Here is a 13,507-nt window from a genome sequence, read left to right as displayed (position 1 = left end):
GGAGGGCCTAAGTTCCCTCCCCTGCGTCAGCGGGGGAGGGTTAGGGTGGGGGCAAGCCTTTAGGGGGTGGGACCGATGCCGGATTTCGTGACGTTGGTGGTGCTGCTGGCCGCCGTGGTCCTGGCGGTGCCGGTGGCCAAGCGGATCGGCTTCGGCGGGCCGCTCGGCTATCTCGCGGCGGGGCTGGCCATCGGACCGGGCGGGCTCGGGTTGGTGACGGACGTCGAGGCGATCCGGCACGTTTCGGAACTCGGCGTCATCATGCTGCTGTTCCTGATCGGGCTGGAGCTGCGCCCCGCCCGCCTGTGGGTGATGCGACGATCGGTCCTGGGGCTCGGCGGCGCCCAGGTTGCGGTGACCGCCGTCGTGATCGCCGCCGCTACCATTGTCCTGCTGGGTTTCTCCCCGGCCGCCGCCGCGGTGACCGGATTCGGCCTTTCGCTGTCCTCCACCGCCATGGTGCTGCCCATGCTGGCGGAGCGGGAACTGCTGACCACCAACGCCGGACGCAGCGCCTTCTCGATCCTGCTCTTCCAGGACCTCGCCATCATCCCGGCGGTGGCGCTGCTGCCCCTGCTCGGCCATGGCGCCGGGGAGGTGCCGGACGCCGGAACCGCGTGGCTGGCCGTGCTGAAGGCTGGCGGAGCGATCGCGGTGATCCTGGCCGGCGGCCGCTATCTGCTGCGCCCCGTGCTGCGCATCGTGGACGGCGCCCGGACGCCGGAGATCTTCACCGCCACCGCCCTGCTGATCGTTCTGGGCACCGCCCTGTTCGCCGCCTGGGCGGGGCTGTCCATGTCGCTCGGCGCCTTCATGGCCGGGGTGCTGCTGTCCGATTCGGAATACCGGCACGAGGTGCAGGCCGACATCGCGCCGTTCGAGGGGCTGCTGCTCGGCCTGTTCTTCGTCTCAGTGGGCATGGGGGCCGACGTGGCGGCGCTGATGGCCGAGCCGGTGCGCTACCTGTCGCTGGCGCTCGGGCTGATGGCGCTGAAGGCGGCGGCGCTGTTCGGGCTGGCCCGCCTGTCCGGGCTGCGCCCGGGCGGCTCGACGCGGTTGTCGACCGTGCTGAGCCAGGGCGGCGAGTTCGGCTTCGTGCTGTTCGGGCTGGCCGTCGGCGTCGGAGCAATGAGCGGGGGGCAGGCGGCGACGGCCATGCTGGTGGTCACGCTGTCGATGATCGCCACTCCCTTCGTCTTCGCGGCGGAGGAGCGCTGGCTGGCGCCGCGGCTGATCGTGAAGCCCGTCCGCCCCTACGACACCATCGCGCCGGACGGGGAGCCGCCGGTGCTGATCTGCGGCTTCGGCCGGGTCGGGCAGATCGTCGGCCGCGTGCTGCGGCTGCGCGGCATCCCCTTCACGGCGCTGGAGCAGAGCGCCGAGCAGGTCGACGTCGTGCGGCGATTCGGCAACAAGGTCTATTACGGCGACCCGTCGCGGCTCGACCTGCTGCGCGCCGCCGGGGCGGACAAGGCCAAGGTGCTGGTGGTGGCGCTGGAGGACATGGAGCAGTCGCTGCGCGTGGTGGAGCTGGCGACGCGCCATTTCCCCCACCTCGTCATCCACGCCCGCGCCCGCAACCGCCGCCATGCCCATTTCCTGATGGACCGAGGAGTCACGCATTTCGTGCGCGAGACCTACGATTCCAGCCTGCGGCTGACCGGCGGCGTGCTGGAGTCGCTGGGCCTGCCGCCGGAGGAGACCCGGCACACGCTGGACACCTTCCGCGAGCATGACGAGCGCACGTTGATCCGGCAGCACGCCGTGCACCACGACGAGAACCGCCTGATCCAGACCTCCCGCCAGGCCGCCGCCGAGCTTCAGGCCCTGTTCGAGGCCGACCGCGAGGACCCGGAGCAGGAGCGCGACCGCAAGACCGTCTGACGCCCCTCCCCCTGCCTCAGGCGATCAGGCCTCAGCCGATCAGCAGGCTGTCGTCGGTGATGTCCTCGCCGCCGCGCTGCTTGGCGAACAGCGCCAGCAGGTGCGGCACGTCCAGCCCGGCGCGTTGCTCGCCGGACACGTCCAGAACGATCCGACCCTCGTGCAGCATCACCGTGCGGTCGCCGTAGTCCAGCGCCTGCCGCATGGAATGGGTGACCATCAGCGTGGTCAGCCGGTTCTCCTCGACGATGCGGCGGGTCAGGCCCAGCACGAACTCCGCCGTTCCGGGGTCGAGCGCCGCCGTGTGCTCGTCGAGCAGCAGGATCTTCGACCCGGCGAGCGTCGCCATCAGCAAGCTGACCGCCTGCCGCTGCCCGCCGGACAGCAGGCCCATGCGGTCGTGCAGCCGGTTCTCCAGCCCCAGCCCCAGCTCCGCGATGCGCTCGCGGAAATGCCGGCGGCGGTCACCGCGCAGGGCGGATCCCAGGCCGCGGCGCCGCCCGCGGGCGGCGGCCAGCGCCATGTTCTCCTCGATGGTAAGCGCGGTGCAGCTTCCGACCATCGGGTCCTGGAAGACGCGGGCGACCAGCGAGGCGCGCTTCGGCGTCGCCCAGCGGGTGACGTCCACCCCGTCGATGGCGATGCGGCCCTCCTCGGCGATCACGTCGCCGGCCAGCGCGCCCAGGAAGGTGGATTTGCCGGCGCCGTTGGAGCCGATGACGGTGACGAACTGCCCTTCTGGGATCGTCAGGTCGACGCCCCGCAGGGCGTGCTTCTCCAGCGGGGTGCCGAGCCCGAAGGTGACGTGGATGCCGTTGACCGTGATCATCGGACGGCCTCCCTCTTCTTCGACGCGGCTTTAAGCCGCACCCGCGGCAGGATCAGCGCCACCGCGACCAGGACGGCGGTGACGAGGTTGAGGTCGGAGGCCTGGAGCCCGATGGCGTCCGCCGACAGGGCCAGCTGGACCGCCAGACGGTAGAGGATGGAGCCGACGACGCAGCCGACCAGCGCCCACAGGATCGCGCGGGCCGGCAGCACCGTCTCGCCGACGATCACCGCGGCCAGACCGACCACGATGGTGCCGATGCCGGTGGTCACGTCGGCGAAGCCGTTGGTCTGGGCGAACAGGGCCCCGGCCAAGGCGCACAGACCATTCGACAAGGCCATGCCGGCGTAGATGTGGAAGTCGGTCTGCACCCCCTGCGCGCGGGCCATCCGCGCGTTGACGCCGGTCGCCCGCATGGCGAGGCCGAATTCGCTGTTCAGGAAGCGCGACAGCAGCAGGACGATCACCACGACCACAACCAGGACGACCAGCGGCCGCACCACATGGTCGGGCAGCCCCAGCCCGTAGAAGGGCGTCAGCACCGTGTCCTGCATCAGCAGCGCCACGTTCGGGCGGCCCATCACGCGCAGGTTCACCGAGAACAGCGCGATCATCGTCAGGATGCTGGCCAGCAGGTGCAGGATCTTGAAGCGGACGTTCAGCGTCGCCGTGACCAACCCGGCCATCGAGCCGGCCAGCGCCGCGACGAGACTGGCGATCCACGGGTTGACCCCGGCGACCAGCAGCGTGGCGCAGACCGCGGCACCCAGCGGGAAGCTGCCGTCCACCGTCAGGTCCGGGAAATCGAGCACCCGGAAGGACAGGTACACGCCAAGGGCGACCAGCGCGTACACCAGCCCGATCTCGACGGCCCCGAAAAAGGCGATTTCACTCATGATCGGTCCTTGGGAAGTGTCGCGTCGGGCCCCCACCCAAACCCTCCCCCGCTCCGCAGGGGAGGGCTTTATCCTCCCCCTGCGAAGCGGGGAGAGGCCGGGAGGGGGCCCGTCTCAACCACTCCCCCTCAACGAAACAACTTACTGCCCGACCACCTTGGTCGCGCGCTGGGTCACCGCCTCGGGGATGGTCACGCCCATCGCCGCCGCGGATTTCGGATTCACGAACAGGTCGGTGCCCTTGGCGAAGGTCACCGAGACGTCGCCCGGCTTCTCGCCCTTGAGGATGCGGACCACGGCCTCGCCGGTCTGGCGGCCGACCTGCCGGTAGTCGAAGCCGATGGAGGCCACCGTGCCGCGCGCCACGCTGTCGGTGTCGGCGGAGAAGACCGGCAGCTTGGCTTGCTGGCCGACCGCCACGACGCTCTCCAGCGCCGAGACCACCGTGTTGTCCAGCGGCACGTAGATGGCGTCGGCCTTGCCGACGAGGCTGCGGGCGGCGGGCTGGGCGTCGGCGGACTTGGTGGCGGTCGCCTCGACCACGGTCAGCCCGGCCTTCTGCGCCTCGTCCTTCAGCGCCTTGACCAGCGAGACGGAGTTCGGCTCGCCGGCGTTGTAGAGGACGCCCAGACGCTTGACCGACGGCACGATCTCGCGGATCAGCGCCACATGCTCGGCCACCGGGGCCATGTCCGAGACGCCGGTCACGTTGGCGCCCGGCTTGTCCAGGCTGCGGACGAGCTGCGCGCCGACCGGGTCGGTCACCGCGGTGAAGACCACCGGAATGTCGCGGGTCGAGGCGACGACGGCCTGGGCGGAGGGGGTGGAGATCGGAACGATCACGTCCGGACGGGAGCCGGCGAACTGGCGCGCGATCTGCGCGGCGGTTGCGGGGTTGCCCTGGGCGCTCTGATACTCGACCTTCAGGGTGTCACCCGGCGTGTAGCCCGCGGCCTTCAGCGCCTCGACCACGCCGTCGCGCGTGGCGTCCAGCGCCGGATGCTCGACGATGGCGGTGATCGCGACGGTCTTGGTCTGGGCGAAGGCGGCGGCGCTGGTCAGCGCGACAGCCGCCGTGGCGGCGGCGAAAAACAGGCGGGTGATCGTCATGGCTCCCAGGCTCCCGGAGGGGGTTTGTGCATCCCGTAGACGCCCAGGGGCCGGTCCGTCAACTGCCCGAACAGGAATCCGATGAGCGAAGACCCGCGCGACTCCCGAATCCACGCCCTCGAATCCGCCATCGCCGACATCGAGGCCGAAGCCCGCGCCGCCGCGCACGCCCTGTGCGCCCATGAGCTTCAGATGCGGCTGGAGAACATCGCCCGGCGCGTGGAGGCCCTGCGCGCGGCGCAACCCCGGGGTGCGGGCGACGGAACGGCGTGACGATCGGTCGCTCCCTCCCCATATGAGGCCCTTCGGGGAGCGGAACGCAGGGGGACGGTCATGACGGCGGAAGACAGGGCGGCGGCGGTCGGAGCGGAAGACGGCGCGCGGTCGAAGACGACGGCGGCGCTGCGCGGGCTGATGGGGCAATGCCCGGCCTGCGGACGGGGACGCCTGCTGCGGAACTACCTGAAGCCGGTGGACCACTGCGCCCATTGCGGCGAGGCGTTCGGCCATCTGCGCGCCGACGACGCCCCGCCCTGGATGACCATCCTGATCGTCGGTCACATCATCATCCCGGCGGTCCTGTCGGTCGAGCAGAGCTACGAGCCGGCGACCTGGGTGCATCTCACCATCTGGCCGTTGCTGACCCTGCTGCTGACCGGCCTGCTGCTGCCGCGCTGCAAGGGCGTGGTGCTGGGGCTGCTGTGGAGCACCGGCGCGCCGGGGTCCGAGCGCGCCTGATCTTGTTTAATCGAAGCTAAGGGCGAAGCTCGCCCGCCCCTGCTCGGCCTGGAAGCGCTGCCACATCACGCCGTAGGCGGCCTCCAGCGCGCGGGTGAAGCGCACGCCGTTCAGCGCCGGGGACGCCGCCAGCCGGTCCCGCAACCCGCCGCGCAGGGCCGCCAGCACCGCCGGGTCGGCGACCAGCGCCGCCGCCTTGGCGACGTAGCCGTCCGGCCCGTCGGCCACCAGATCGGACAGCCCCGCCGAGGCGAGGTGCGTCACCGAATGGCGGGCGCAGAAGCGGTCGCCGCCCAGCGTCACCACCGGCACGCCCATCCACAGCGCCTCCAGGGTCGTCAGACCGCCGGAATAGGGGAAGGGATCAAGCGCCACGTCAATTTCGCCATAGCCGGCCAGGAAGTCGCGGTGCGGCGCCCCACCCCGCAGATCCACCCGCGCCGGGTCCAGCCCGGCCCGCTCGAACAGGGCCAGCGTGCGCGCGGCGGTGCCGGCGTCGTCCAGCCCCGGCGTGCGCAGCAGCAGGCGGGAGCCGGGGACGGCGCCCAGCACGCGCGCCCACAGCGCCGCGACCTCCGCGTTCAGCTTGGGCAGCGCGTTGAAGGAGCCGAAGGTCGCGTGACCGCGCGTCGCCAGCGGCAGCGCCGCGACCGGCGGCGCGTCCTCGGGCGGCGCCCAGGGCACGTAGGCGTCGGGCATGCGCACCACGCCTTCGATGCACCAGCCGTCCGACCCCGGCGGGCTCTGCCGCGAATCGGAAATCAAATAGTCCATGGCCGGCAGGCCGGTGGTGCCAACATAGCCCGCCCAGGTTGCCTGCACCGGCGCCGCGCGCCGCGCGAAGACCGGCAGGCGGTTGCCGAAGGTGTGGCCCGCCAGATCGACCAGGATGTGGACGCCGTCCGCCTGGATGCGCTGGGCCAGAGCCGTGTCGTCCAGGCCGGTGGTCCAGACCCAGTGCTCGGCGTGGGCCATCAGCCGCTCGGTCTTCCAATCCGGGTTGGCGGTGTTGGCGTAGCAGACGACCTCGAAGGCGGTGCGGTCGTGGTTCGCCAGCACCGGCTCCAGGAAGAAGCCCACGGGATGCGCGCGGAAGTCCGGAGAGACATAGCCGATGCGGATCTTCGGCGCCGGAGCGGCCACCGCGGGCGCCGGGCGGTCGGGGTAGCGGGCGCCCCAGTCCGCGTGGGCCTGGGCGATCGCCGGCATGGCCAGCCCCGGCACGAACTGCATCAGATAGAGGCGCGAGGCGTGCAGCGAATCGACATTGCCGTGCTGCGCCACCACGGCTTCAATGTCCGTCAGAGCCTCCTCCGCCCGCCCCTGCATGGCGAGCACGCGGGTGGCGCGGTTCGCCCGCACCTCTGCCCGGCCCGGCGCGAGGTCCAACGCCGCCTGATAGGCGTCGTCGGCCTCGTCCAGCCGGTTCATCTCGGCCAACGCGTTGCCGAGGTTGTAGGGGTGCGCCCAGTTGGCCGGGTCGAGCCGCCCGGCGCGCCCGTAGAGCGCCACCGCCTCCGCCCGCCGCGCCTGGGCGCGCAGCAGCACGCCGAGATTGGCGACGGCCGCCAGCGTCTTCGGGTTCAGCGCGATGGCGCGGCGGAAGAAGGCCTCCGCCCGCGCCGAATCGCCGGCCCGGCGGACCGCTTCCGCCATGGTGAGCAGCCCGTCCATCGCCATCTCCAGCGACGGGTCGAGGTTCAGCGCCCCGGCGTAGGCGTTGGCCGCCCCGGCGACGTCGCCCAGGCTTTCCATCACCAGCCCGTAGTTGGCCCACCAGACGGGGACCGAGGGATAGGCGGCGATGGCCCGCCCGATCCGATCCAGGGCCTCGTCGAACCGCCCGGCCTGCGCCGCGACGAGGCCTTGGCGGTGAAGTCCATCGGCCTCGTGCGGCGTCATCGGGGGCGGTGTCATGACGGTGATCCTTTGGAGATTGAAGCGGGCGTTACTCGGCGCGGCCGAGTTGGTCCATCAGCTCCCGCCACTCGCGCTTGGACAGGCCGCTGGCCTCCTGGGTCACCGCCTCGCCCGACAGCAGACGCTTCACGACCTCCAGGCCGGTCTTCGACATGTGGGTGCCGCCCAGCCGGTACTCGCTGAAGGCGTCGAACACGGCGGGAACCCAGCGCTTCACCACGTCCAGCATGGCCTCGGCGTAGACGCGGATCTCGTACTGGGCGTGCGGGTCGGCGCGCAGGCTGAGGAAATGCAGAAGGTTGTGGAGATCGACCTTCCAATACCACTGCGTGTAGTAGTTCAGCGTCAGGTTCATGCGCGCCAGCTCGCGCGCCAGACCCTGGCGGCCCTCCTCGATGGTGGTGCCGTCCTCGCGCTGGTTCAGCATCTCCTCGTAATGGGCGTAGACCGCCTCCGAATCGTCGCGCAGCAGCTTCATCACCGCCGCCGCCTCATCGCCCTGGAGGACGTCGCCGCGGCCCTGCCGGTTGACGACGGCCTGGGCACCCAGGTTCTCCGGCGTCGGGATGTAGAACTCGCGGTCCAGGATGGAGTAGCGCGCGGAGTATTCGTTGACGTTCGCCGTGCGGTGGCGAATCCACTGGCGGGCCACGAAGATCGGCAGCTTGACGTGGAACTTGATCTCGCACATCTCGAAGGGGGTCGAGTGGCGGTGGCGCATCAGATACTTGATGAGGCCGGCGTCCTCGGTGACCTTCTTGGTGCCCTTGCCGTAGGACACGCGCGCCGCCTGGACGACGGCCGAATCGTCGCCCATGTAGTCGACGACGCGCACGAAGCCGTGGTCTAGGACCTCCAGCGGCTCATAGAGGATCTCCTCCAGGGCCGGAACGGTGGCGCGGCGGGTGGTGGCGGTGACGGCGCGCAGGCGGTCGATCTCGGCGCGCTGCTCGGGCGTGATCGGCATGGGTACTCCGGGGACTGAATTCGGCCGGCACTCTACGTCCGCGAACCCGGACAGTCACCCCCTTCGCAAGGGCGTCGGGTCAGAATCCGCCGGACCCCCTTTCCATCTTCGGACGAAGGGCCTATATTGGGTCCGTCGGCAGCAGCCGACTATGGCGATAAACGCCTTGCGGAATAAGCGTTGTGGACCCGGGGGCGGTACCCGGCGCCTCCACCAAACAAACCACCGGTCTCTCGGGCGTTGCCGTAGGGAGCGGGTTCGTTGGGGGCGAAATAGGATCGACACGCGTGGTAAAGGCATGGTCTTCGCCCGGCATGGTTCCGCCGTTATCGGGCCATTGCAATAGTTGCCAACGACAACGTTGCTCCGGTCGCCGTTGCCGCCTAACGGCGGTGACTGACCGAAATCAATCCCCGATGGGTAGCACCTGAGGGTGGGGCCGTGGGCCGCCTAGCAACAGAAGGCCCACACTTACCCGTCTGGCGTTAAGGACCCGCCCAAGAATGCCGAGAGAGCAGTTGCGTTATGACCGCATGGTCGAGGCCGCCCTGCGCGGTGTCGTCCGTGACGCGCTCCGCCAGGTGACGGACCGCGGGCTCCCCGGCGATCATCACTTCTACCTGACCTTCCGGACGGGTTACCCGGGCGTCGACATCCCCGAATATCTGTCGTCCCAGTATCCCAACGAGATGACCATCGTCATCCAGTACCAGTTCTACGGGCTGGAAGCGCTGGATGATCATTTCGAGGTGACGCTGAGCTTCAACAACGTGCATGAGCGGCTGGTCATCCCCTACGCCGCCATCACAACCTTCGCTGATCCGTCGGAGAATTTCGCCCTCCAGTTCCAGCCCGTGGAACCCGCCGAGTCGGCGGAGATCGCCACCATCCCCACGCGCGAGGCGCCGGAGAAGAAGGCGATGGATGGGGCGAAGCCGTCCATTGCGAAGCTGGCCAAGTCCGATATGGCCAAGTCCGACACGGCGAAAGCCGACGGCGGCAAACCCGACACGGACCGTTCCGGCGAGGAGCCGAAGCGCGGCGAGGTCGTGACGCTCGACGCGTTCCGCAAAAAATAGGCGTTCCGCCATGGCCACGGTCAGCGAACTCGTCCGTTTCCTGTGCGAGTCGCTGACGCCCTTGGGGGCCATCACAGCCCGCCGCATGTTCGGCGGGTACGCGGTCTATTGCGACGGCGTCGTCTTCGCGCTGGTCGCCCGCAACATCCTGTACTTCAAGACCGACGACGGCAACCGGCCGGATTACGAGGCGCTGGGCCTGCGCCCGTTCAAGCCCTTTGACGACAAGCCGACGGTCCTGCCCTATTTTCCGCCGCCCGACTCGGCGCTGGACGACCCGGACGAGCTTCTGTTCTGGGCACGTCCGGCCCTGGCGGCGGCGATCCGCACCGCCGCCGTCAAGAAGCCCGCCCGTAAAAAGGTTCCCCTTAAGAAGGCCGGGGCCTGAACCGTCAGATGTTCTCCGCCATATGGGCGGAGGCGGTGTCCACCGGAGCGGCGCCGGCGCGCTGACGGACCTGACGGGCAAAGCGCGCGGGGCTCGGCAGATGGCTGAGCAGGCGCCCGGCGCGCCCCATGGCGGACATCGCCTTGCCCATGCTCATCACATCGCCCAGACGGCGGTCCACGAAGGCCCAGGTCTCGGCATGACCCTCCGACTGGTCGTCGAGCCAGTAGAAGGTGGCGGAGCTGAGCACCGCGGCCAGGGTGGCACGCTTGGTGTAGTGGTTGAAATCGGTGGCCGTGTCGCCCGCGGCGAACCACATGGCGTCCACCGTGCGGTAAAGCATGCTCAGCCCCATGCCGATGTTCTGCGGCATGGCGAGGTAGGCGAGCAGCCGGCGCTTGGCCTCCATGTGCGGCTCCAGCACCTCGAAATGGGTGCGGATGGCGAGCGCGATCTTCTCCCCCACCCTCATCTCGTCGAGCGGATGCTTGTCCAGCTCCGCCAGCATGCGGCGGTCGGTCCAGGCGCCGAAATGCTCGACCAGCTCCGGCACGCCGCCGGGAAAGGCACGGTGCATGGTCGCGGTGTCATAACCGGCCATCTGCGCGCCATCGCGCAGCGCCTGCTGGCTCCAGCCGTCGAACACGATGTTGGGAAGCGTGGAGAGCAGGATGTCGTCCCGCACCGCGTCCATATCCAGCGCAGCGTCCATGTCAGTCACTCCTCTCCTGCTGTTCCAGCGCCTCGGTCACGTGATGCGCCTCGTCGGTGAAGGCCAGATAGCGCAGATCGGTCATCCGGTCGATGTAAAGCACGCCGTCCAGGTGATCGCACTCATGCTGGATGACCCGGGCGTGGAATCCCGACGCTTCGCGCTCGATGGGTTCGCCGTCCAGCCCGACGCCGCGGTAGCGGATGCGCGCGAATCGCGGAACGACACCGCGCAGCTCGGGAATCGACAGGCAGCCCTCCATCCCATGCTCCATCCCATCGTCCAACGGCTCGATCACCGGGTTGATGAGGACGGTCGGCTCCACCGACTCGCCGCCGGAACGCATGGCGGGAACGCGGAACACGATCATGCGCAGCGATTCGTGCACCTGCGGCGCCGCCAGCCCGACTCCGGGCGCGTCCAGCATGGTGTCGATCATGTCGGACGCCAGCCGCCGGATCTCCGGGGCCGTCGGGTCGGGCACCGGGTCTGCGACCTTGCGCAGCACCGGGTGCCCCATGCGGGCGATCTTCAACAGGGCCATGCCCTATTATCTGGGCGCCGCGGGCCGCCGGGCAACCGTTTTGCCCACACATTGTCCCCTTGGGACACGCAGGGTTGGAAGACTCCGCTTCACAGGCGGCCCCGTCCGTGCTACATAAAGGTCCACACAAGGGGTGCGCCCGAAAGCGCATGCCTGTCGCATGCCTGTTTGTTGCTTCATGGCAACTCGGCTCACTTGATAAAGGTGACGGTTAACGTGCAAGTTCTGGTCCGAGACAACAACGTCGATCAGGCCCTCCGCGCGCTGAAGAAGAAGATGCAGCGCGAGGGCATTTTCCGGGAAATGAAGCTGCGCCGGAACTACGAGAAGCCCTCGGAGAAGCGCGCGCGTGAGAAGGCTGAGGCGGTGCGTCGCACCCGCAAGCTGCTCCGCAAGCGCATGGAGCGCGAGGGCTATTAATCCTCAGGCGCGTTTCGCGCCGGATTGACAGGCGCGCTCCGGCGCGCCGGGCATCCATGCGCGTTCGCGCGCTTGCCCCTCTTGTGTCCTGCACCTGCCGCCCCGCGTCTGCGCGTGGGCGGTTTTGGTGCATCTGCGGTCCGCTTCGCCGCGCAAGAACGTCTGCCAAGAAAATATAAGGGGAGGGTCGCCAATGAGCGCATCCAAGGACACTCCGCGCGTCTCCGTGCCGGCGCTGCGCGCGCGCAAGGGCGGTGAGCCGATCGTCTGCCTGACCGCCTATACGACCCCGGTCGCCCGCCTGCTCGACCCGCATGTCGACCTGCTGCTGGTCGGCGACTCGCTGGGCATGGTGGTTTACGGCTTCGACAGCACGCTTCCCGTCACGCTCGACATGATGATCGCCCATGGCGGCGCCGTGGTGCGCGGTTCGCGCCACGCCTGCGTGGTCGTCGACCTGCCCTTCGGCAGCTACCAGGAGAGCCCGCAGGTGGCCTTCCGCAACGCCGCCCGCGTCATGGCGGAGAGCGGCGCCCAGGCGGTGAAGGTGGAAGGCGGGCTGGAGATGGCCGAGACGGTGGCTTACCTGACCACCCGCGGCGTGCCGGTGATGGGCCATGTCGGGCTGCTGCCGCAGTCGGTCAACGCGCTCGGCGGCTACAAGGCGGTGGGCCGCGATCCGGAAGCGGCGGAGCGCATCCGCGCCGACGCCCGCGCCATCGCCGAATCCGGCGCCTTCTCCCTGGTCATCGAGGGCACGATGGAGTCGCTGGCCCGCCAGATCACCGAGGATGTGACCATCCCGACCATCGGCATCGGCGCCTCCCCCGCCTGCGACGGGCAGGTTCTGGTGTCCGACGATATGTTCGGCCTGTTCGGCGAATTCCAGCCCAAGTTCGTCAAGCGCTACGCCCAGCTCGGCACCGCCATCGGCGAGTCCGCCGCGACCTACGCCGCCGAGGTGAAGGCCCGCAGCTTCCCCGGTCCGGAGCATTGCTTCGGCATCAAGAAGGCGTAAGGGGCCCCTGCCCTTTCCGAAAGAGAAGCCGTGCGGCTCCGCACGGCTTTTTTCTTGTTCCGGGGAATGTCAGGCGCCGTCCACCACGATCATGCGGAAGTCGGCGGCGCCCTTCCGGGCCGCGCGCGCCTCGCGGTACTCGGGGCTGTCGTAGAAGGCCTTGGCGGCGGCGTAGTCCGGGAACTCCAGAATGACGACGCGGCTGGGCTGCCAGCCGCCTTCCAGCTCCTCCGCCTGCCCGCCGCGGGCGATGAACCGCCCGCCGTTCTTGGCGACCGCGTTCGGGGTCAGCTTCTTGTAGTTTTCATAGGCCTCGGGATTCGTCACGTTCACGTCGGCGATGATGTAGGCGGGCATGGCGTCCTCTCTCCGTTTCTTGTGATGGCAAAAAGAAACCCCCGGGGCGAGCCGACCCCGGGGGTTCATCCTAACCCACAGCCGTAAGGGCGCGGATCACTCCATCGACTTCACGACCTCTTCGGTGACCTTCTTGGCGTCGCCGAAGAGCATCATGGTGTTGGGGCGGAAGAACAGCTCGTTCTCGACGCCGGCGTAGCCGGCGGCCATGCCGCGCTTGATGAAGAACACCGTCTTGGCCTTCTCCACGTCGAGGATCGGCATGCCGTAGATCGGCGACTGCGGATCGGTCTTGGCCGCCGGGTTGGTCACGTCGTTGGCGCCGATCACGAAGGCCACGTCCGCCGTGCCGAAATCGCGGTTGATGTCCTCCAGCTCGAACACCTCGTCGTAGGGCACGTTGGCCTCGGCCAGCAGCACGTTCATGTGCCCGGGCATGCGCCCCGCCACCGGATGGATGGCGTACTTGACCTCGACGCCTTCCTTCTTCAGCAGGTCGGCCATCTCGCGCAGCGCGTGCTGGGCCTGGGCCACCGCCATGCCGTAGCCCGGGACGATGATCACCGACTGGGCGTTCTTCATGATGTAGGCCGCGTCCTCCGGCGAGCCGGCCTTGACCGTGCCGCGCTCGCCGCCGCCGGCCGC

16 protein-coding genes and 1 other RNA gene are annotated in these 13,507 nt (G+C 69.2%); 8 read left to right on the top strand and 9 right to left on the bottom strand.

Annotated elements, in window-relative coordinates:
• Positions 1 to 75 precede the first annotated feature (75 nt).
• On the top strand, positions 76 to 1,884 hold the full coding sequence (locus tag FHW79_RS20415; RefSeq protein ID WP_183180644.1) for a monovalent cation:proton antiporter-2 (CPA2) family protein: 1,809 nt from the start codon (positions 76 to 78) through the stop codon (positions 1,882 to 1,884).
• A 31-nt stretch (positions 1,885 to 1,915) separates the two neighbouring features.
• On the opposite strand, the gene FHW79_RS20410 is transcribed toward FHW79_RS20415, so the two are convergent.
• The 3 genes from FHW79_RS20410 to FHW79_RS20400 form a co-directional block, all read right to left on the bottom strand.
• Entirely contained in the window at positions 1,916 to 2,713 is a 798-nt protein-coding gene (locus tag FHW79_RS20410; RefSeq protein WP_183180643.1) for an ABC transporter ATP-binding protein, read from the bottom strand.
• Positions 2,710 to 3,609 (bottom strand): ABC transporter permease, encoded by a 900-nt coding sequence (locus FHW79_RS20405; RefSeq protein WP_183180642.1) that lies wholly within the window; start codon positions 3,607 to 3,609, stop codon positions 2,710 to 2,712. Before FHW79_RS20405 ends, FHW79_RS20410 begins: the two co-directional genes overlap by 4 nt.
• Positions 3,610 to 3,750: 141 nt before the next feature.
• Positions 3,751 to 4,719 carry an ABC transporter substrate-binding protein gene (locus FHW79_RS20400; protein WP_183180641.1) on the bottom strand — a complete coding sequence of 323 codons (969 nt, stop codon included), beginning with the start codon at positions 4,717 to 4,719 and terminating at the stop codon, positions 3,751 to 3,753.
• A gap of 81 nt (positions 4,720 to 4,800) precedes the next feature.
• On the opposite strand from FHW79_RS20400, the gene FHW79_RS20395 reads away from it, so the two are divergent.
• A complete protein-coding gene (locus FHW79_RS20395; RefSeq protein ID WP_183180640.1) occupies positions 4,801 to 4,992 on the top strand; it encodes a hypothetical protein in 192 nt (63 codons plus the stop codon).
• Between the two features lie 60 nt (positions 4,993 to 5,052).
• Positions 5,053 to 5,457 (top strand): DUF983 domain-containing protein, encoded by a 405-nt coding sequence (locus FHW79_RS20390; RefSeq protein ID WP_183180639.1) that lies wholly within the window; start codon positions 5,053 to 5,055, stop codon positions 5,455 to 5,457.
• A gap of 6 nt (positions 5,458 to 5,463) precedes the next feature.
• Here FHW79_RS20390 and FHW79_RS20385 read toward each other — a convergent pair whose 3' ends face one another.
• Entirely contained in the window at positions 5,464 to 7,374 is a 1,911-nt protein-coding gene (locus tag FHW79_RS20385) for a glycosyltransferase family 41 protein (RefSeq protein ID WP_183180638.1), read from the bottom strand.
• A 31-nt stretch (positions 7,375 to 7,405) separates the two neighbouring features.
• A complete protein-coding gene (thyX, locus tag FHW79_RS20380) occupies positions 7,406 to 8,344 on the bottom strand; it encodes an FAD-dependent thymidylate synthase (RefSeq protein WP_145678343.1) in 939 nt (312 codons plus the stop codon).
• A gap of 95 nt (positions 8,345 to 8,439) precedes the next feature.
• On the opposite strand from thyX, the gene ssrA reads away from it, so the two are divergent.
• From ssrA to FHW79_RS20365, 3 genes are all read left to right on the top strand, one after another.
• Positions 8,440 to 8,816, top strand: a transfer-messenger RNA (tmRNA) gene (ssrA, locus tag FHW79_RS20375).
• 31 nt (positions 8,817 to 8,847) lie between these two features.
• Positions 8,848 to 9,423 (top strand): ClpXP protease specificity-enhancing factor SspB, encoded by a 576-nt coding sequence (locus FHW79_RS20370; RefSeq protein ID WP_183180637.1) that lies wholly within the window; start codon positions 8,848 to 8,850, stop codon positions 9,421 to 9,423.
• 10 nt (positions 9,424 to 9,433) lie between these two features.
• Complete coding sequence (locus FHW79_RS20365) at positions 9,434 to 9,811, top strand: TfoX/Sxy family protein (RefSeq protein ID WP_183180636.1); 378 nt, start codon at positions 9,434 to 9,436, stop codon at positions 9,809 to 9,811.
• Between the two features lie 4 nt (positions 9,812 to 9,815).
• Here FHW79_RS20365 and FHW79_RS20360 read toward each other — a convergent pair whose 3' ends face one another.
• Both FHW79_RS20360 and def read right to left on the bottom strand, forming a co-directional pair.
• Positions 9,816 to 10,523 (bottom strand): COQ9 family protein, encoded by a 708-nt coding sequence (locus FHW79_RS20360; RefSeq protein WP_183180635.1) that lies wholly within the window; start codon positions 10,521 to 10,523, stop codon positions 9,816 to 9,818.
• 1 nt (position 10,524) lies between these two features.
• On the bottom strand, positions 10,525 to 11,067 hold the full coding sequence (def, locus tag FHW79_RS20355; RefSeq protein WP_183180634.1) for a peptide deformylase: 543 nt from the start codon (positions 11,065 to 11,067) through the stop codon (positions 10,525 to 10,527).
• 216 nt (positions 11,068 to 11,283) lie between these two features.
• Here def and rpsU point away from each other — a divergent pair, with 216 nt between their 5' ends.
• On the top strand, positions 11,284 to 11,487 hold the full coding sequence (rpsU, locus tag FHW79_RS32810) for a 30S ribosomal protein S21 (RefSeq protein ID WP_012974546.1): 204 nt from the start codon (positions 11,284 to 11,286) through the stop codon (positions 11,485 to 11,487).
• A 193-nt stretch (positions 11,488 to 11,680) separates the two neighbouring features.
• The gene (gene panB / locus FHW79_RS20345; protein WP_183180633.1) at positions 11,681 to 12,505 is read left to right on the top strand and encodes a 3-methyl-2-oxobutanoate hydroxymethyltransferase; all 825 of its coding nucleotides are present in this window, start codon (positions 11,681 to 11,683) and stop codon (positions 12,503 to 12,505) included.
• A gap of 69 nt (positions 12,506 to 12,574) precedes the next feature.
• Here the strand turns inward: panB and FHW79_RS20340 are convergent, their stop codons facing one another.
• Both FHW79_RS20340 and FHW79_RS20335 read right to left on the bottom strand, forming a co-directional pair.
• Positions 12,575 to 12,862 (bottom strand): DUF1330 domain-containing protein, encoded by a 288-nt coding sequence (locus tag FHW79_RS20340; protein WP_183180632.1) that lies wholly within the window; start codon positions 12,860 to 12,862, stop codon positions 12,575 to 12,577.
• A gap of 96 nt (positions 12,863 to 12,958) precedes the next feature.
• On the bottom strand, positions 12,959 to 13,507 hold a 549-nt coding region (locus tag FHW79_RS20335; protein ID WP_183180631.1), incomplete at its 5' end, for an NAD(P)(+) transhydrogenase (Re/Si-specific) subunit beta.

Source organism: Azospirillum sp. OGB3, assembly GCF_014192915.1.
Taxonomy (GTDB): Bacteria; Pseudomonadota; Alphaproteobacteria; order Azospirillales; family Azospirillaceae; genus Azospirillum.
The sequence above is the reverse complement of the archived record's forward strand: the minus strand, read 5'-3'. Positions and strand labels throughout refer to the sequence as shown.

Coding starts and splice junctions, on each gene's coding strand:
- FHW79_RS20340 (WP_183180632.1), bottom strand. CDS start 12,862: ATGCCCGCCTACATCATCGCCGACGTGAACGTGACGAATCCCGAGGCC.
- FHW79_RS20365 (WP_183180636.1), top strand. CDS start 9,434: ATGGCCACGGTCAGCGAACTCGTCCGTTTCCTGTGCGAGTCGCTGACG.
- FHW79_RS20400 (WP_183180641.1), bottom strand. CDS start 4,719: ATGACGATCACCCGCCTGTTTTTCGCCGCCGCCACGGCGGCTGTCGCG.
- FHW79_RS20415 (WP_183180644.1), top strand. CDS start 76: ATGCCGGATTTCGTGACGTTGGTGGTGCTGCTGGCCGCCGTGGTCCTG.
- FHW79_RS20370 (WP_183180637.1), top strand. CDS start 8,848: ATGCCGAGAGAGCAGTTGCGTTATGACCGCATGGTCGAGGCCGCCCTG.
- FHW79_RS20390 (WP_183180639.1), top strand. CDS start 5,053: ATGACGGCGGAAGACAGGGCGGCGGCGGTCGGAGCGGAAGACGGCGCG.
- FHW79_RS20405 (WP_183180642.1), bottom strand. CDS start 3,609: ATGAGTGAAATCGCCTTTTTCGGGGCCGTCGAGATCGGGCTGGTGTAC.
- FHW79_RS20395 (WP_183180640.1), top strand. CDS start 4,801: ATGAGCGAAGACCCGCGCGACTCCCGAATCCACGCCCTCGAATCCGCC.
- def (WP_183180634.1), bottom strand. CDS start 11,067: ATGGCCCTGTTGAAGATCGCCCGCATGGGGCACCCGGTGCTGCGCAAG.
- FHW79_RS20360 (WP_183180635.1), bottom strand. CDS start 10,523: ATGGACGCTGCGCTGGATATGGACGCGGTGCGGGACGACATCCTGCTC.
- FHW79_RS20410 (WP_183180643.1), bottom strand. CDS start 2,713: ATGATCACGGTCAACGGCATCCACGTCACCTTCGGGCTCGGCACCCCG.
- panB (WP_183180633.1), top strand. CDS start 11,681: ATGAGCGCATCCAAGGACACTCCGCGCGTCTCCGTGCCGGCGCTGCGC.
- FHW79_RS20385 (WP_183180638.1), bottom strand. CDS start 7,374: ATGACACCGCCCCCGATGACGCCGCACGAGGCCGATGGACTTCACCGC.
- thyX (WP_145678343.1), bottom strand. CDS start 8,344: ATGCCGATCACGCCCGAGCAGCGCGCCGAGATCGACCGCCTGCGCGCC.